This window comes from Streptomyces sp. NPDC031426, from assembly GCF_055581585.1.
Genome location: NZ_JBVIJE010000017.1, coordinates 87,761 through 103,900 on the forward strand (window position 1 = coordinate 87,761; position 16,140 = coordinate 103,900).

Below are 16,140 nucleotides of genomic sequence, written 5' to 3' on the forward strand. Positions count from 1 at the left end.
AGCAGGACCGGCGCTCGAAGTCCTGGTACGAACCGGTGGGCCCGTCCGCTCCCAGCGAGAGCTTGTAACCGGTTCCGGCGCTCGCCATGCACAGCCGGGAGTTCGACTCGATCTGGTTGGTGCGTATGAAGCACTTGGCCAGCTTGTTCGCCAGGTACTGCGCCTCCAGGCTCAACTGCCCGGAGACATAGAGCGCAACCGCGTCGGGGCCGTGCTCGTCGATGATCGCGCGCAGGCGCCGGGCGGTCTCGGCAACGGCGGCCGTCAGGGGCGCGGGCTGCGGCTCCTCGCCGCGGTCCGGACGGACGAGGGCGGTGGTGAGCCGGCCCGGGGCGGCGAGCATGTCGGCGGTGGTCGCGCCCTTCGTGCACAGCCGGCCGAAGTTCGCCGGGTGCTCCTTGTCGCCCGTCGCCTTCAGGACGGTACGCCGCCCGTCCGGTCCCCTGCCGATGTCGAGGACCATGCCGCAGCCGGCGCCGCAGTACGAGCAGACCGTCCGCACCTTCGTCGTGCCCTCGCTCCGCGAGCCCGGCGCGGCCACGGGCGCCTCCCTCTCCTGTGTTCGACCTGATCTCACCCTTCGTGACGGTACGAACCGCTCATTACGGAGGTGTCTCGGCGCCTGATCATCAGGGGTTACGCCCCTGCACAGGACTCGGGAGCAGGGTGTGAGCCCCGGGCCAGGGGCATGCCGGCGGCCCCCGGACGTCCGGCGTCGGCGCCGAGATCGGGCCCGGCCCATGACCGGCGTGCTGGCGGCGCCAGGCAGGGGAGAGCCCCGGTCGGCGAGGAGGCCGTCCGGGGCTGTGCCTGTGCCGGTATGCCGGCGGTGGTGCACCCGCGGCGCGGGCCGCGGGTCAGCGGCGGTAGCCGCCGTCGTGGTGGCGGTAGCCGCCCTCGTGCCATCCGGCCTCGTCGCGGCGGTCCATGTCCTCGGCGCGGTGGCTGCGTCGGCCCCAGGAGACGGCGTCGACGAGGCGGCCGCGGTCGTCGCGCAGGACCGCGGTGTCGGCGTTGACGTCCCACACCCGGGTACGGCGGTCCTGGTAGAGGTCGGTCCCGGTGTCCCGGCCGATCCCGGTGTGCACGCGGACGGTGGCCCGGCCCTCCAGCCACACGTGACGGAAGGTGTAGGTGTAACCGTCCCGGTCGGACAGCGTCCAGTCGTCCAGGTTCATCGCCCGGCGGGAGTCGTTCGTGATGTCCACCCACTCCCTGTTCAGGAAGCGGTTGGAACGGTCGTCCCGGCCCAGCCAAGCGTGCTGTACGCCGCTGATGTGCACCATCGCGTGGTGCATACGGCTCGACTGGTGCTCCGCAGCCGTGGCCGGGAGGGCCGCGGTGCCCACCAGCGCGGCGGTCACGGCAGCGGCTGCGGTCATACGGCGGGCGGAAGAAGAAACGGACACGAGGTCCCCCTTCACGAGGATGCGTGGTGGGAGTCGGCGACCGGTCGGCCGCACACGCACACCGTGCTACCTACGCCCCGATTTGTCGGGGAAACGCGCGCATGGCATTACGCATCCTGCATGAATCCATGACTCTCACCTGCAATGACCATTCATGTTCTGAATGCACAAAGTTGACGATCCATCAGCCACACCTGACCTGGAAACACAAGCCCGAGGCAACCAATCCCGGACTCCGCCACCCCAGCGCCACCCAAGCCGTCCACCCGAAAGTGTGTAACAAAGCAGTACGCCGTCCGGGGCAGAGGCCTGAGTGGCGTGGGGGACGCGAGGGTCAGCGCACGGGGAGGGCCCGGGTGTGTTCGACGCGGACGGCGTCCAGGTCCCGCGGGTCGAAGCCCAGCAGTCGCAGGATCGTCGGGGCGATCTGCGTGGTGTGCACCGGTCCGTCGACATGTACGCCGTGCGGGGTGGCGGCGCCGGAGACGACGAGCGGGACGTCGAGATCGTCGGCGTGGGCGCCGCCGTGCTCGGCGATCTTGCCCTTGCCGCCGGTGTACACGACGCCGTACTGGGAGACGCCGACCAGGTCGGGCACGCGGGAGTCGCCCGGCCGGGCGTGGAAGTACCGGGCGGCGTCCGCACCCGCGTAGAGGGACCGCAGACCGCTGGCCGTGAACGGCTTGGCCTTGCCGTCGATGTCGTTGCCCGTGCCGGACTGGGCGAGCAGGTAGGCCTTGGCGAAGTCGGCGGCGGCCTGGGAGCGGTCGGTGAGCCAGAGCAGCATGGCGTCGTCGTCCACCGCGTGGGCGACGAGGTCGCCGGAGCCCGGGTGCGCGGTCTTCCAGGCGGCGTTGAGGCCGTCGAGCAGCGGGCCGTCGTCGATGCGGGTCAGCGCCTTGGGGTCGGTGGGCGACTGCCCGTGCTTGGCGGACAGGATGACGGTGGTGCTGTCGGCCAGGTGCTGCTTGCGGAGCTCGGTGAGGAAGGCGCCGAGCCGCTGGTCCACGAAGTCGAGGTTCTTCTCCAGCAGCGGGCCGGGCACGCCCTTCGTCCGGTAACCACCCGTCAGACCGTCGGAGGTGGGCAGCTTCTGGGCGGTCGAGACGGACTGGAAGTTCATGCCGAAGACCACGGGGGTCCCGACCTTGTGGTTGCGGCTGTGGTCGTAGCCGTCGATCTCGTTGAGGACGGCTTGCGCCTTGTACCCGTCGTACTGCTCGGTCGCGGCGTTGTCCTTCGTCCAGTCACCCGCGGCGTAACCTATGGCCTTGCTGTTGATCTCGGGCGTGAACAGGTCCTGGATGCCCTTGCCGGAGGGGCCGTTGAGGATGTCGTAGGCGGCGTGCTTGTCGGACCACGCGGTGCGCAGGCCGGCCGTGCGGACCACGTCGAAGACGGTGTTCACCCGCAGGTAGGAGTGCGGGTAGAGCGGTTTGCACGTCTTCGGGTCGACCGGAAGCTTCGCCGGGTCGATGAGGCTGGTCGGGTCGCCGGTCATCTGCAGGATGCTGCCGGGCAGGTCGCTGAGGCCCTGACCGGCGTCGAGGGAGTCCTGGTTCTTGTCGAGGTCCTCGGTCAGGTCGACCTCGGCGCCGGGCTTGGCGCCGGCGCAGTTGGTCGTACCGGCCGGCAGGAGGGCGGAGCTGTAGGTGTCGTCGTAGTAGACGCCCGTGGTGCCCGGGTCGCCGCCCGTGAGCTGGCCGACCATGCCCGGGAAGGAGTCGGAGGGGTTGGTGGTCGCCGCGTGGGTGTACTGCACACCGCCGGCGGTGAGCCGGGCGAGCGCCGAATGGGGGTGACGGGCGATGTACCAGGCGAGGTCGGACTGGTGCAGACCGTCGACGGACAGCAGCAGGACATGCCGGGCGGCCGGGTGCGGGTGCGCGGAGGCGAGCGCGGAGCCGGGCACGGCCGCGGCGGTGAGCGCGCCGACCGCGGCCAGCGCGGCCGCGGCCGCCGTGACGGTGCGTGCGGGGTGGGCCGGACGTCTGGACATGGCTTCTCCTCGGACTGTGTCTAGCGGGTGCGCGTCGTGCACCGACATCCGAGAGGTGGAACATGTACGCCAGCGGACGGTCATGCCGCGTCCAGCCCAAGAAACGCACGGGGCCGGGCAAAGACTTCCGGCTCCTGACGGGGGCTCAGTGAACTGGGCGATCGGGCCCACCGTGAGTGCGTACGACACGGCACTGACGCCCACGGTGCCGTCCAGGCCCCGGTGTGCCGGACGGCACCACTGGATCGCCTGAGATGCGCTCACCGCCTCAACGGCGGTTCATGACTGCCGTCCGCCGAACTGCCAGTTGTGGACCTCGACGTCGGCATACCGGTCCACGCTCAGCACGGCGCGCGCCGTGTCCGGGTCCGGTGCCCGGACCAACGCCGCGGTACCGAGCCAGGTGTTGCCGTCGTCGGACAGCAGTGGCCCGTATGCGATCAGCTCGTTCTGCTCCAGGGGCACGTTGAGGTCGGCGGCCTCTCCCTGGCCGAGACCGAGCACGAAGTACCGGCGGCCGCCGGTGCGCCCTCCGGGAAAGTCCCACATGGTGCGCCCCAGCGCGTTGCGCCATCGGCGCAGCAGCACGTCACGGTACACACCGGCCTGGTAGCCGGGCTCGTCGAAGGCGAATGCGCGGGCGGCGGCGGGATCGGGCAGGTCGACGATGTGCACGCTGCCGGTGGGTACTTCGCCGTCGGCGGTGAGGGTCGGACCGCGGGCGATCATCTCTTTGTCGAACCGGTCCATGTAGGACCAGTGCGCTTCCAGCAGCTCCATGCGCTGCGCGAGGGAGCCCCGCCGATCGCGGTGGTAGCAGATGAATTCCATGCCCGCAGTGTGTCGGTCCTGGGACGCAACAGCACAGCGGTTATCGGTGAGAACGATCTCACAGGGCACCTCGGCTCTCGCCTCGGTGGTGATCAGCCTGGTGAGATGATCCCGGTGTCTGGCACCGCCGCCACACCGATCTGCTGAACCAGGTTTCCATGGACTACGCCTACCGACAGCTCATCGCGGAGACAGTCGGTCCGGCACGGCCGACGGGAACCGGACCTACACGTCACGGCAGTGATCCCTGATACGGCTCGCTGGTCGCGTCAATGCTCATGTCCCCTCTGGAGAGCACAGGATTGGCCCATGGCAACCGTCCTGGCATTTCACGCCCACCCGGACGACGAGGTGTTTCTGACGGGCGGCACGCTCGCGCGGGCCGTGGCCGAGGGGCATCGTGTCGTGATCGTGGTCGCTGCGGACGGGCTCATGGACGCCGTGCCGGAGGGCGGAGCACCACGGCTGGACGAGCTACGGGCGAGTGCTGCCGTGCTGGGTGTGCAGCGGGTGACGCATCTGGGGTACGCGGACAGCGGCCATGGTCCGGTGCTGTATCCGGATCCGCCGGACCGGACACGATTCGTGCGGGCGGACACGGAGGAGGCGGCCGAGCGGCTGGCCGCCATCCTCCGTGAGGAAGGGGTGGACCTGCTCCTCAGTTACGACGCACGGGGCGGCTACGGCCACCGCGACCACGTCAAGGTGCACGAGGTCGGCAGGCGTGCCGCCGAACTCGCCGGGGTGCCGCGGGTGCTGGAGGCGACGATCCCACGGGATGTGGTGGCGCGCCTGGTGAGGCTGGTGCGTGTGCTGAGGATCCCGTTGCGGTTCGACGCGGACACGGTCCGCACCGCCTACTCCTCGCGCGCCGCCATCACCCACATCGTGGATGTCCGGCGGTTCGCGGCGCGGAAGCAGGCGGCTCTCGCGGCTCATCGTTCGCAGGTGTCGGGCACGGGACGGCTTGCTCCGGTGCTGAGGGTGCTGGTCCGCGTTCCGGCCCCTGTCTTCGGATGGCTGCTCGGGCGGGAGTGGTTTGTGGAGGCACGGGCGACGACGGCGCCGTCCGACGTCATGGGTGACATCTTCCGACCGGTCTCATAGCGTCTGCCAACCGGCCGTCCAGCGTCTGCCGACCGGCCTCACATCCGTTCCGGTGCCGAGACGCCGAGCAGGTGCAGGCCGTTGTGCAGCACCAGTTGGCAGGCCTCCGTCAGCCTAATCTCCGAAGGGACGCTGCTCTCCCGGGCGTTCCGTCGCCCTACTTGGCGTAGTTGTACACGGTCGCCCGGGACACACCCAGCAGGTCGGCGATGGTCTGTGCGGCGTCGCGCGAGTCGAAGTAGCCGTCCCGCTGCAACTGCCGTACGAGCGCCTTCTTGTCGTCCCGGCTCAGCGAGCGGGGCGTCGCGGCGCGCTCCGCGGCGTGTTCCTCCACCGCTCGACGCAGCTCGCGGGCGGTGCGGTCGCGCAGGGTCTCCAGGGGCTGCTCGCGGTGCTCGGTGTCCGTGGCCACCAGGTTGGACAGGGCGAGAGTCACCGGTGACAGCACGGACACGTCCAGGTTCAGGCAGAGAGCCGCGATGTACTCCCCCGCGGCGTTCTTGATGCCGATGGACGTGCTCTTCGCGGGGCGGCCGTCCGGGAACTGATTGGGGTAATTCTGGATGACACTGGGGTAGTCGGGGTCCTCGATGCGGGCCAGGCCCAGCTCCGTGGTGGAGTCCCCGACCCGACGGCCGGAGAGGTTGTTCTCGATCGCCCGGATCGCGTGCTCGGGATCCCGCAGGTCGTGCAGCACCACCTCGCACAGGCCGGGGAACATGCGCCCCAGCGCCACGGCGATCTTCTCGGCCTCGCGGATGAGGTGCTCGTCCGCCTCCGCATCTTCCACGGGAAGCCTCTCCAGGACCATTGGACCAATTTTCCATCTCTGGATGTTCAGCCTAAGCGAGGCTTGGTGTTTGTCCAGCGGATCGCCTTCGGCGCGCGGGCGGCCGCGGTGGTCGGCTGGTGCTTCTCCTTCGCCGTACCCGCCGGTGCCCCGGCGGCGGGCATGTGCGCCGGGGCGTACGTCGCGACCGCCCTCGGCGGCGTCCGGCGCACGGTGCTGCTCACCGCTGCCGTGCTGCTCGTCCTGGTGGCCGTGGCCAACGGATTCGGTATGACCGTCTCCGGCCGACTGCAACTCGCGCTCGCCGTGCTGCTCGTGGCGCTGTTGCTGACCGCGGTGGTGACCGCGCTGCCGCACGCCCACCTGCGAAACCTGCATCCGTTCGCGCCGCACGGCCGGCCCGCGATCGGCTCGGCCGCGGCGCTGCTGGTGTGGAGCTTCGCGGGCTGGGAAGCCATCACCCATCTCGCCGCCGACTTCCGCCGTCCGGAGCGCGACCTGCCCCGCGCCACCGCCGTGGCGGTCGCCGTCGTGGGCGTGCTGTACCTCGCCGTCGCCGCCACCAGTGTCCTGGTGCTCGGCCCGGCCGCCGGCACCTCCGACGCCCCGCTGGCCGAACTGCTCGCCCTCGGCATCGGCGGCACGGTCCACGTACTGGCCGCGGCCGCCGCCGTGCTGCTCACCCTCGGCACGATGAACGCCTACTTCGCCGGCGCGGCCCGACTGCGCGCCGCACTCGGTCGCGACGGCGCGCTGCCCGCCTGGCTCGACCGGGGCGGCAGCGTCGGTGAGGTGCCGCGCCGCAGCCTGGCCGTCGTGACGGGGCTCTCGGGCCTCGCCCTCGCCGCCACCGCGGTCACCGACGTGGGCCCACAGCCGCTCGTGCTGCTCACCACCGGGTCGTTCGTGACCGTGTACACACTGGGAACGGCCGCCGCGGTACGACTGCTGCCCCGAGGCAGCGGAGCGCACCGCTGCGCGCTCCTCGCGCTCGTCGCGGTCGCCGCCCTCCTCGTCATGACGGGCTGCTACCTGCTGTGGCCGCTCGTCATCACGGCGAGCGCGCTGTGCTGTCTGCGACGGCGCCGAGCAGCCGGACCGGCCAGGGCCGAGCAGGCACAGTACGTTCCGTGAGCGCCACGGCGGCGGCCAGGACCCCTACGGTTCAGGAGGCGCCGCCGAGCCGGCGGCCTGCCCCGCCCCCGGGACAGACCGCCGACCTCAGCAGGTGCCGGATCACAGAGCGCGTTCCAGGCGGTCCGCCATCAGCTTGACGAAGCGGGCGGGGTCCTTGGGCTGTCCGCCCTCGGCGAGTACCGCCAGACCGTGCAGGAGTTCCGCGGTCTCGGTGAGCCCCGTGCGGTCCTCGCGCTCCTTGTACGCCTGGTTGAGGCCCTTCACCAGCTGGTGGCCGGGGTTGAGCTCCAGAATCCGCTTGGCGCGGGGCACCTCCTGGCCCATCGCCCGGTACATGTTCTCCAGCGCCGGGGTCAGATCGTTCGCGTCGGAGACGACACAGGCCGGGGAGACAGTGAGACGGGAGGACAGACGCACCTCCTTGATGTCCTCGTCCAGTTGCTCCTGCATCCAGCCGAGCAGGCCGGCGTAGTCCTCGGTCTGCTTCTCCCGCTCTCCGTCGGAGGATTCGTCGTCCTTGGCGTCGAGGTCGATCTGCCCCTTGGCGACGGACCGCAGCTTCTTGCCGTCGTACTCGCCGACGGTGTCGGCCCACACCTCGTCGACGGGGTCGGTGAGCAGCAGCACCTCGATGCCCCGGTCCCGGAAGGCCTCCATGTGCGGGGAGTTCTCGATGCTCTGCCGGGACTCGCCGGTCAGGTAGTAGATGTCGTCCTGGCCGTCCTTCATCCGCTCCACGTAACTCTTCAGCGTGGTCGGCTCGGTGTCGTCGTGTGTGCTCGCGAACGACGCGAGGGCGAGGAGGGCGTCACGGTTCTCCGGGTCGGTGACCAGTCCCTCCTTCAGGACGGTGCCGAACTCGCGCCAGAAGGTGGCGTATCGCTCAGGGTCCTTGGCCATCAGGTCCTTGACCGTGGACAGGACCTTCTTCGTCAGCCGTCGCCGCATCATCTCGATGTGCCGGTCCTGCTGGAGGATCTCGCGGGACACGTTGAGCGAGAGGTCGGCCGCGTCGACGACACCCTTGACGAAGCGGAGGTACGGCGGCAGCAGCGCCTCGCAGTCGTCCATGATGAAGACACGCTTGACGTACAGCTGCACACCGCGCCGGAAGTCCCGCGTGAACAGGTCGTGCGGAGCGTGCGCGGGGAGGAACAGCAGGGCCTGGAACTCGAAGGTGCCCTCCGCCTGGAGCCGGATGGTCTCCAGCGGGTCGCGCCAGTCGTGCCCGATGTGCTTGTACAGCTCGTGGTACTCGTCGTCGGACACCTCGTCACGCGACCGTGCCCACAGTGCCTTCATCGAGTTGAGCGTCTCGGGCTCGGGCGCCCCCTCATCGCCCTCGCCCTGGTCCGGGACCATCCGGATCGGCCAGGTGATGAAGTCCGAGTAGCGCTTGACGATCTCCCGGATCTTCCACGAGGAGGTGTAGTCGTGGAGCTGGTTCTCCGGGTCGGCGGGCTTGAGGTGGAGGGTGACCGAGGTGCCCTGCGGAGCGTCGTCGACCGGCTCCAGCGTGTAGCTGTCCTCGCCGCGCGAGGTCCAGCGGGTGCCCTGGCTCTCGCCGGCGCGCCGGGTGACCAGGGTGACCTCGTCCGCCACCATGAAGCCGGAGTAGAACCCGACCCCGAACTGGCCGATCAGCCCCTCCGCCCCGGCCGCGTCCTTGGCCTCCCGCAACTCCTGCAGGAACTGTGCGGTGCCGGAGTTGGCGATGGTGCCGATGAGCCGCCCGACCTCGTCGTACGACATTCCGATGCCGTTGTCCCGCACGGTGAGGGTGCGGGCGTCGCGGTCGATGTCGATCTCGATGTGCAGATCGGACACGTCGGCGTCGAGCGAGTCGTCCCGCAACTTCTCCAGACGCAGCTTGTCGAGCGCGTCGGAAGCGTTGGAGACGAGCTCACGCAGGAAGACGTCCTTGTTGGAGTAGACCGAGTGGATCATCAGCTGCAGCAGCTGACGGGCCTCTACCTGAAACTCGAGCGTTTCAGTCGGCATGTTCGCGCATTCCTCACAGGTGATATCGCCGGAACTGATGCCAGACACTGTAAAACACCACGTCAGCACGTCGGCCGCAGACGCCGACGGTGGCTGGATCCAGACCCCGCGGCCAGGCCCCGATCAGCTCGGTTCCTTGATTACCTGGCAGGTCATCGACCGCGGCGGGCACCGGCGGCAGGATCGTGAACAGCACAGCAGCCGACCGACCGGAGGGACACCATGACCGCCTACGCGATCGCTCACCTGCGGGAAGCCGCTCCGCACCCGGAGATCGCCGAGTACATCGCGCGCGTCACCGCCACCTTCGAACCGTACGGTGGCCGGTTCCTCGTACACGGCGATGCGCACGAGGTGAAGGAGGGCGCATGGCCCGGGCACGTCGTCGTGATCGGCTTTCCGTCGATCTCCCACGCACGCGCCTGGTGGGACTCCGAGGAGTATCGGGCCATCGCGCCCCTGCGCTCCCGGCACATCGAGGGCGACATCATCCTGGTTCCGGGCGTGCGCGAGGACTACGACGCGACCGTCACGGCACGCACCATGCTGGAGGCTCTTGCCGCCCCGTGCTGATGCGGCGGAGCCCACTCGTGCCGCAACTGGTGCCGGTCTCCTCCTCGTTCGTGACGGCGGACGGGCGGTAATTCCCTACCGCGGTGGCCGGAAAGCGCGGACACTCGCCTCATGGATGACATGAGGTCGTTTCGGGAGGCGGTCATCGCGTGGGCTGCCGGTGACCCCGGCGATTCCGCCCGCGAGCTGGCCGCGCGGCTGCCCGTCCGTGCGGCCGTCCTGCTGGAAGGGCCGAGTGATGTCGCGGCGGTCGACGCGCTCGCCGCGCGTCGGGGCCGGAACCTGGCGGCCGAAGGCGTCTGCGTCCTGCCGATCGGCGGTGCGATGAGTGTCGGGCGCTTCGCCCGCCTCCTCGGGCCACCCGGCCTGGGCCTGCGCCTCACGGGACTGTGCGACGAGGGGGAGCGCGCCTACTACGCGCGCGCTTTGCCGGGGGCGGGCTCAGCACAGCACGGTTTCTTCGTCTGTGCGGCGGATCTGGAGGACGAGCTCATCCGCGCGCTGGGCGTGACACGGGTGGAGGAACTGGTCCGAGCGGAGGGCGAGCTGCGCGCCCTGCAGACCTTCCTGCGCCAGCCCGCTCAGCGGGGCCGCACCTCGCACCAGCAGTTGCGGCGCTTTCTCAGCACGAAGAAGGGGCGCAAGATCCACTACGGCCGCGTCCTCGTCGAGGCCCTCGCTCCCGACCGCGTGCCCGCCCCGCTCGACGACCTGCTGACCAGCCTCTGACAGCGGGGCAACGCCGTCCGGAGAGTTGGGTCCTCTTCGGTTCGGCGTAAGCCCGCAGGAGGTGATCACCGTGATGCGCGCACAAGGTGTCCGCGTCGCCGGACCACGCTGACGGCGTTCGCAGTGCGCGGTGAATGCGGGCAAAAGGAGTTCCGCTCCCGCGAGGAAGTCCGGGCTCCTCACAATGCCGGCATGATCGAACGCATCCACGCCGACAACGCCCCCTTCGTCCGCTTCCCCGACGGCACCGAGCCACCCTTGTCCCAGGCCATCAGGGTCGGCGACTTGGTGTTCACGTCCGGTCAAGGCCCGCTCGACCCGGAGACGCACGCGATACCGGACGACTTCTGCGAACAGGCCCGGCAGGTTCTGCACAACTCGGCGCGGTCGTCGGCGCCGCGGGGCGCAGGAAGGATCTGATCGTCAAGTGCACCTGTTACCTCAGGGGCGGGGGCGACTTCGCGACCTTCAACCGGGTGTACCGCGAGTTCTTCGCGGACTGCCCGCAGTTTCCGGCCCGGACGACGGTCGTCACGCAACTCGTGCGCGACGGCGTGCGCGTCGAGATCGACGGTGTGGCCGCCGTGGGCCGGTAGCGAAGCGTCTAGGAGACGGCCCCCAATTGGCGCATTTGGGAGAGGACGTCGACCACGCCCCAGATTTCGGCGATGCGACCGTCCTCGAAGCGGAGGATGAAGATCTCGCCGTAGGTGACGGACCTGCCGGTCGGCGGCATCCCCTGGTACTCGCCGCGGTGGGTTCCGGTCACCGTGTTCCTGGACACGACCTTGTCACCCTCGGCGATCACATCCTCGACCGTGACGTGAATGTCAGGAAACGCGTGGAGGAGCACGGCCCACACCTGCTTGAGTGCCTGCGCTCCCGTCATGCCCATCGGCACCGGCGCGTGGAACACAAGGTCCGGCGCCACGATCTCATCGATCACCTTCGAGATCATCTCCAGATCCCTGGTGTGCACAGCGTCATGCAGACGCGCGGCCGTCGCCTTGTTCCGAGTGGTCTCATCGGTTGACATACGACTTCTCCTCCGTCGCCGCATCTGGCTACACACATGTGACGAACGAGCGCGCCGGGCTGTGACACGGCCAGTCCACACCTTCAGGTTCACGGCTCAGCGGCGCATCCTCACACGCACTCACCCTCCCGCTCCCCGCGTGAAAGGCCCCCCACTCATGACCAAGTCCCCTTCCACGGCCGCTGTCACGGCGACGGACACGGGCTCCAAGGCGGCCGGCACCAACCGTTCGCGGCGACTTCGGCGATACGCCCCGGCCGTCGCCCTCACCGCGCTGGCCCTCACGGTGTCCCTCCCGGGCCGCGCCGACGCGAGCGTCCTTCAGCTGCTGCCGTAGAACGCCGACGGCCTGGAGCAGACCTTCTCGCCCGCCTACGACTACGACGGCGACGGCTGCTACGCCACGGCCGCCATCGGCGCCGACGGCACGATCAACCCCGGTCTGAAACTCGGCGGCGACGTCAACGGCCACTGCCACGACTACGCCCAGCTCGCCAACGCCAACACCTGCTCACGCGAGAAGCCAGCTATCAGGTGGCCGCGCGCTCCTCGGTTCGCTTCGACGGCACCTACCCGAAGATCGTGTACCACGGCGGGACCCTCAACGGATATTCCGTTGAGGGTCCCGCCGGCGGATCATAGGGTCACCCGCATGTCTCTGCGCCTTCATATGCGTCAGGCCCTGCGAGAAGCGATGCGTGCCCGCGACAAGGTCGCGGTGAGCGCCTTGCGTTCCACGCTTGCAGCGGTGGACAACGCCGAGGCGGTGCCGGTGGGCTCGGCCGAGCTGCGCGGCTTGGCCATCGAGCAGGCGCCGGTCGGTGTCGGCGCCACCGAGGCTGCGCGGCGTGAGCTGACCGAACAGCACGTCACCGACATCGTGCGAGCCGAGGCCGACGAACGGCTCACGCTCGCAGCGCAGTTCACGGCACCGGGGCAGGCCGACCGGGCAGCGCAGCTCCGCGCGGAGGCCGCCGTTCTGCTCCGACTCCTCGACTGATCCCGTTCAGGCCGTCGCCGCGGACTCCGCCCGGAGCGGGGCGAGTGCCTGCGCCCAGGTCAGCAACTCGTCGACCAGGGTGTGCACCTCGGGCACGTGCAGTTCCTGCGGACGGAAGTCGGTGAGGTTCACGAAGTCCTCGCGCAACGACAGCGCCACCTGCGGTCCGATGTCCGCCATGCGCAGCACGCCCGCCTGGGCGCGCAGCTTCTGCACCGCCATGACCGCGCCGAAGATGCCGTACCCCACGTAGGCGACCGGCTTGCCGCCCCACTCGGCGTAGAGGTAGTCGATGGCGTTGGTCAGGCTGGCCGGAGGGGCCGCGTTGTATTCGGGGGTGACGACGATGAAGGCGTCGTACGAGCCGATCCGCTCGGCCCAGCGCCTGGTGTGGGGTCGTTCGCCCGGCGCCATGAGGGCCGGGACCGCTTCGTCGAGCAGCGGAAGCGCGTGCTCCTTCAGGTCCACGAGGTCGAAGTCCGCCGCGTCGCCCGCGCGTTCGGCCGCGAGGTCCCGTACCCATTCGGCCACCCGGTCGCCCTTCCGGCCGGGGCGGGTGCTGCCGATGATGATGCCGGTCCTGATCACGTCCGGTTCTCCTGTTCTGTTTCCCGCTCGAATTCCCCTACGGGTGTGGTGGCCGGGTCTGTCGGTTCCGGGCCGGCCATGTGCCGGCGGGCCTGCTGGGCTTCGCGCAGCAGGGCCCAGGCATCCGCGACGGGGCCCATGTGGCCGAGCTTGTCGGGGTTGCTGACCGTGCGGATCGCCTGAATGCGCCCGTCGAGGATGTCGAGGGTCCAGATGTTGACGACCTTGCCGTCGCGGTCACGGAAGACCGCGCCCGGCTGGCCGTTGACCTGGCGTGGCTCGACGACGCCGCCGATGCCGAGGAACGGCCAGAGGAGCTGGTCGAGCATCTGGCACATCTGGTCGATGCCGTGGATTCCCCCGGCCCACCGCGGTGCCTTGCCGCCGCTGTCCGCGACCATCTGCACGTCGGCGGCGAGGAGTTGCCGCAGCCCGTCGACATCGCCGTCCTTCAAGGCGTCGAAGAACCGTTCCGCGAGTTCCTCGCGTTCCTTCCGGTCCGCCTCGAAGCGGGGCCGGCCGGCGTCCATGTGGCGGCGGGCGCGTACGGCGAGCTGGCGGCAGGCCGCCTCGGAGCGTCCCACGGCTGCGGCGATGTCGGGGAAGCCGAACGCGAACACCTCCCGCAGGACGAAGACGGCCCGTTCGAGCGGGCTGAGCCGTTCCAGCAGGAGCAGGGACGCCATGGACAGCGAGTCGGCCAGTTCCGCCGCGTGCTCGGGGTCCTGGTAGGGGTCGGTGAGCAGCGGCTCGGGGAACCACGGTCCGATGTACTGCTCGCGCCGCACGCGGGCCGAGCGCAGTACGTCGATCGAGAGGCGGGTGACCGTGGCGGAGAGAAACGCCCTGGTCGACGTCGGCCGGGTCGGGGAGAGGTCGTAGCGCAGCCAGGTCTCCTGGACCGCGTCCTCGGCCTCGGCCACACTCCCCAGGATGCGGTAGGCGATGGAGAACAGCAGCGGCCGGAGCTCCTCGAACTCCTCGACCCTGCTCACGCCAGCCCCTCCTTGAAGCCCTGGCGCCACGAGGGATAGCGCAGTTGCCAGCCGAGCTCGCGCTTGGCCTTGGCGTTGGAGAAGCCACGGCCCTCCGTCATCATCGTCACCACGACCTCCCCGGCCAGCAGCCGGGCCAGCCACTTCGGCACCCGCATCGGAGGCTTGGCACCCGCGCACGCCGCCAGATACGGCAGCCATTCGCTCTCCGGGGCGGGTTCGTCGTCGACGATGTTGAAGGCGCCCCTCGCCTGCCGCTCCACGGTGAGGACGGTGGCGCTCGCCGCGTCGTCGAGGTGCACCCACGAGGCGTACCCGGTGCCGTCCCCGACCAGTGGGAACTGCCGCTTGCGGACGAGTTCGAGCTGGTCGTCGGTGGCGCCCGGCCCGTAGAACCCGCCGTAGCGCAGGACGGCGCCGCCGACTCTGCCGACCGCGTCCTCGACGTGCCGCAGGGCGGCCATCGCCGGGTACGCGGGCGTCCCCTCGTGCAGGTCCAGCGGGTCCTCCTCGCTCTTCACCCATCCCCCCTCGCGGATTCCGTTCCAGTTGGCATAGCCCTGCGCGACGAAGTGCGGTACGCCGGTCGCCTCGGCCGCCGCCAGCAGGTGGTCGGTTCCCTCGGTGCGCAGCCTGATGGTGGGCGCGGCCCACCGGTCGAAGTGCTTCAGATCCGGTTTGCCGGCGTGTGCGAGGCCGATCCCGGTCATCTGGTGCACGATCACGTCCGGCCGGGCGGCCGCCACCGCCTCCCCGACGGACACCGCGTCCAGTCCGTCCATGACGACGGCTTTCGCGCCCAGTCTCTCGGCCTGTCCGAGCTTGGCCGCGCTCGTCGTCGTGGCCGTCACCTGGTGGCCCCGGGCCACGAGCTGCGGTACCAGCCGTCGCCCGAGCACGCCGGTTCCGCCCGCCACGAACACCCGCATGACCATCACCTTCCTGATCCCAAGTCGTTCTCCGGGATCTGAGACGAGACAGCCCGGCCGTCTGTGACACGGGTGAGCGGGTCTCGCGAACCGAAGGCCGGCAACGGGCGTTCGCCGAAGGGCGGGCCGGCCGTCCGGTCACTTCAGGATGTTGACCGCGCGGGCGACCACGAGGACCACGGTGACCAGGGACACCGAGGACTGCAGCATCATGAGCATCTTCGACCAGCGGGAGAGCGGCATGACGTCGGTCGGGCTGAAGGCGGTGGCGTTGGTGAAGGAGAGGTAGAGGTAGTCCAGGAACGCCGGTTCCCAGTCCGGCGGGGCCAGCTCCGGACTCTGCATCTGTACGAAGAGGAAGTCGGGGAACTGGTGCTGTCCCCGGACCCGGGCCATGGGGCCGCCCCGGTCCCACTCCCAGTACCACAGGGCGAACACCATCACGTTCGTCACCCAGATGACACCACCGGTCAGCAGGAGCGGGACCGCGCTGTCTCCGCCTTTGCCGCGCACCAGATCCCCCACGAGAAGGACCGCCGCCCAGCCGTTGGCCAGGCTGATGACGCCGGTCAGGGCCAGGCCCAGGTACCGCAGCAGGCGGGTACGGGGTTCCACGCGCCTAGGATTGCCCGCGATCAGCCCGGCCAGCAGCACCAACTCCAGTGCGGGCAGAGCCCAGACCGTGCGCAGGAGGATGAGCCGGTGCGGCACGATCAGCTGCAGGGCGACGGCCGCCAGGATCACCACCGTCACCGTCCAGCGCGGCTCGCCGCGGGTCGCCCGGCGCCAGGCGGGGACCAGTTCGCGTTCGCCGCTCTCCAGCAGCCGTTCGATCCTGGCCAGTCGGCTCCGGGCGTCAGCCATGTCGTCGTTCATGACGAGGATTGTCCCGGCCGGGTGTGCGGCGGCCGGAGCCGGGACTCCGGTGCGTCGGGCGGGGCCACGTCGGCCTGACCGGGGGCCGCCGACGTGGACCCGCCGGCGTCCCGTGGAGGCTTCAGGCGAGCCGCTCGTCC

Annotated in this window: 15 protein-coding genes and 3 pseudogenes; 7 read left to right on the top strand and 11 right to left on the bottom strand. The window is 69.9% G+C overall.

The window, feature by feature from the left end:
* Positions 1 to 10 precede the first annotated feature (10 nt).
* The 4 genes and pseudogenes from ACZ5NH_RS30135 to ACZ5NH_RS30150 all read right to left on the bottom strand — a co-directional run.
* Positions 11 to 541, bottom strand: a pseudogene (locus ACZ5NH_RS30135) (molybdopterin-dependent oxidoreductase); the annotation flags it as partial.
* 316 nt (positions 542 to 857) lie between these two features.
* A complete protein-coding gene (locus ACZ5NH_RS30140) occupies positions 858 to 1,382 on the bottom strand; it encodes a lamin tail domain-containing protein (RefSeq protein WP_468779747.1) in 525 nt (174 codons plus the stop codon).
* A 361-nt stretch (positions 1,383 to 1,743) separates the two neighbouring features.
* Positions 1,744 to 3,408: an alkaline phosphatase family protein gene (locus tag ACZ5NH_RS30145; RefSeq protein ID WP_468779616.1), complete on the bottom strand. Its 1,665-nt coding sequence runs from the start codon at positions 3,406 to 3,408 to the stop codon at positions 1,744 to 1,746.
* Between the two features lie 279 nt (positions 3,409 to 3,687).
* Positions 3,688 to 4,239: a YciI family protein gene (locus ACZ5NH_RS30150; protein ID WP_468779618.1), complete on the bottom strand. Its 552-nt coding sequence runs from the start codon at positions 4,237 to 4,239 to the stop codon at positions 3,688 to 3,690.
* Between the two features lie 309 nt (positions 4,240 to 4,548).
* On the opposite strand from ACZ5NH_RS30150, the gene ACZ5NH_RS30155 reads away from it, so the two are divergent.
* Entirely contained in the window at positions 4,549 to 5,346 is a 798-nt protein-coding gene (locus ACZ5NH_RS30155) for a PIG-L deacetylase family protein (protein WP_468779620.1), read from the top strand.
* A 157-nt stretch (positions 5,347 to 5,503) separates the two neighbouring features.
* Here ACZ5NH_RS30155 and ACZ5NH_RS30160 read toward each other — a convergent pair whose 3' ends face one another.
* A complete protein-coding gene (locus tag ACZ5NH_RS30160; protein ID WP_468779622.1) occupies positions 5,504 to 6,157 on the bottom strand; it encodes a helix-turn-helix transcriptional regulator in 654 nt (217 codons plus the stop codon).
* Positions 6,158 to 6,202: 45 nt separating this feature from the next.
* Here ACZ5NH_RS30160 and ACZ5NH_RS30165 point away from each other — a divergent pair, with 45 nt between their 5' ends.
* A complete protein-coding gene (locus tag ACZ5NH_RS30165; protein WP_468779749.1) occupies positions 6,203 to 7,270 on the top strand; it encodes an APC family permease in 1,068 nt (355 codons plus the stop codon).
* A 102-nt stretch (positions 7,271 to 7,372) separates the two neighbouring features.
* Here the strand turns inward: ACZ5NH_RS30165 and htpG are convergent, their stop codons facing one another.
* A complete protein-coding gene (gene htpG, locus ACZ5NH_RS30170) occupies positions 7,373 to 9,274 on the bottom strand; it encodes a molecular chaperone HtpG (protein WP_468779624.1) in 1,902 nt (633 codons plus the stop codon).
* Between the two features lie 222 nt (positions 9,275 to 9,496).
* Here htpG and ACZ5NH_RS30175 point away from each other — a divergent pair, with 222 nt between their 5' ends.
* The 3 genes and pseudogenes from ACZ5NH_RS30175 to ACZ5NH_RS30185 all read left to right on the top strand — a co-directional run bounded on the left by ACZ5NH_RS30175 (position 9,497) and on the right by ACZ5NH_RS30185 (position 11,172).
* Entirely contained in the window at positions 9,497 to 9,847 is a 351-nt protein-coding gene (locus ACZ5NH_RS30175) for a DUF1330 domain-containing protein (RefSeq protein WP_388631408.1), read from the top strand.
* A gap of 111 nt (positions 9,848 to 9,958) precedes the next feature.
* Entirely contained in the window at positions 9,959 to 10,576 is a 618-nt protein-coding gene (locus tag ACZ5NH_RS30180; protein ID WP_468779626.1) for a TOPRIM nucleotidyl transferase/hydrolase domain-containing protein, read from the top strand.
* 192 nt (positions 10,577 to 10,768) lie between these two features.
* Positions 10,769 to 11,172: pseudogene (locus ACZ5NH_RS30185) on the top strand (RidA family protein).
* An 8-nt stretch (positions 11,173 to 11,180) separates the two neighbouring features.
* Here ACZ5NH_RS30185 and ACZ5NH_RS30190 read toward each other — a convergent pair.
* Entirely contained in the window at positions 11,181 to 11,636 is a 456-nt protein-coding gene (locus tag ACZ5NH_RS30190; protein ID WP_468779751.1) for an ester cyclase, read from the bottom strand.
* Positions 11,637 to 11,769: 133 nt separating this feature from the next.
* Between ACZ5NH_RS30190 and ACZ5NH_RS30195 the strand changes: the two are divergent.
* Together ACZ5NH_RS30195 and ACZ5NH_RS30200 are read left to right on the top strand one after the other, a co-directional pair.
* Positions 11,770 to 12,203: pseudogene (locus tag ACZ5NH_RS30195) on the top strand (NPP1 family protein); the annotation flags it as partial.
* A 103-nt stretch (positions 12,204 to 12,306) separates the two neighbouring features.
* Positions 12,307 to 12,612 carry a GatB/YqeY domain-containing protein gene (locus ACZ5NH_RS30200; RefSeq protein WP_451557544.1) on the top strand — a complete coding sequence of 102 codons (306 nt, stop codon included), beginning with the start codon at positions 12,307 to 12,309 and terminating at the stop codon, positions 12,610 to 12,612.
* 6 nt (positions 12,613 to 12,618) lie between these two features.
* Here the strand turns inward: ACZ5NH_RS30200 and ACZ5NH_RS30205 are convergent, their stop codons facing one another.
* From ACZ5NH_RS30205 to ACZ5NH_RS30220, 4 genes are all read right to left on the bottom strand, one after another.
* Positions 12,619 to 13,200, bottom strand: a complete 582-nt coding sequence (locus ACZ5NH_RS30205) for an NADPH-dependent FMN reductase (RefSeq protein WP_468779627.1) — start codon at positions 13,198 to 13,200, stop codon at positions 12,619 to 12,621.
* On the bottom strand, positions 13,197 to 14,195 hold the full coding sequence (locus tag ACZ5NH_RS30210; protein ID WP_468779629.1) for an RNA polymerase sigma-70 factor: 999 nt from the start codon (positions 14,193 to 14,195) through the stop codon (positions 13,197 to 13,199). The genes ACZ5NH_RS30205 and ACZ5NH_RS30210 overlap by 4 nt, the downstream gene beginning before the upstream one ends.
* Positions 14,192 to 15,130, bottom strand: coding sequence for an NAD-dependent epimerase/dehydratase family protein (locus ACZ5NH_RS30215; protein WP_468779631.1), 939 nt, complete (start codon positions 15,128 to 15,130; stop codon positions 14,192 to 14,194). The genes ACZ5NH_RS30210 and ACZ5NH_RS30215 overlap by 4 nt, the downstream gene beginning before the upstream one ends.
* 132 nt (positions 15,131 to 15,262) lie before the next feature.
* Positions 15,263 to 16,000, bottom strand: a complete 738-nt coding sequence (locus ACZ5NH_RS30220; protein WP_388631422.1) for a hypothetical protein — start codon at positions 15,998 to 16,000, stop codon at positions 15,263 to 15,265.
* Between the last annotated feature and the right edge of the window lie 140 nt (positions 16,001 to 16,140).

Bases quoted from the DNA above. Each gene is read 5' to 3' on its own strand.
- ACZ5NH_RS30140 (WP_468779747.1), bottom strand. From the start codon at position 1,382: ATGACCGCAGCCGCTGCCGTGACCGCCGCGCTGGTGGGCACCGCGGCC.
- ACZ5NH_RS30215 (WP_468779631.1), bottom strand. From the start codon at position 15,130: ATGGTCATGCGGGTGTTCGTGGCGGGCGGAACCGGCGTGCTCGGGCGA.
- ACZ5NH_RS30145 (WP_468779616.1), bottom strand. From the start codon at position 3,408: ATGTCCAGACGTCCGGCCCACCCCGCACGCACCGTCACGGCGGCCGCG.
- ACZ5NH_RS30160 (WP_468779622.1), bottom strand. From the start codon at position 6,157: ATGGTCCTGGAGAGGCTTCCCGTGGAAGATGCGGAGGCGGACGAGCAC.
- htpG (WP_468779624.1), bottom strand. From the start codon at position 9,274: ATGCCGACTGAAACGCTCGAGTTTCAGGTAGAGGCCCGTCAGCTGCTG.
- ACZ5NH_RS30220 (WP_388631422.1), bottom strand. From the start codon at position 16,000: ATGAACGACGACATGGCTGACGCCCGGAGCCGACTGGCCAGGATCGAA.
- ACZ5NH_RS30155 (WP_468779620.1), top strand. From the start codon at position 4,549: ATGGCAACCGTCCTGGCATTTCACGCCCACCCGGACGACGAGGTGTTT.
- ACZ5NH_RS30175 (WP_388631408.1), top strand. From the start codon at position 9,497: ATGACCGCCTACGCGATCGCTCACCTGCGGGAAGCCGCTCCGCACCCG.
- ACZ5NH_RS30150 (WP_468779618.1), bottom strand. From the start codon at position 4,239: ATGGAATTCATCTGCTACCACCGCGATCGGCGGGGCTCCCTCGCGCAG.
- ACZ5NH_RS30190 (WP_468779751.1), bottom strand. From the start codon at position 11,636: ATGCGGCGACGGAGGAGAAGTCGTATGTCAACCGATGAGACCACTCGG.
- ACZ5NH_RS30180 (WP_468779626.1), top strand. From the start codon at position 9,959: ATGGATGACATGAGGTCGTTTCGGGAGGCGGTCATCGCGTGGGCTGCC.
- ACZ5NH_RS30200 (WP_451557544.1), top strand. From the start codon at position 12,307: ATGCGTGCCCGCGACAAGGTCGCGGTGAGCGCCTTGCGTTCCACGCTT.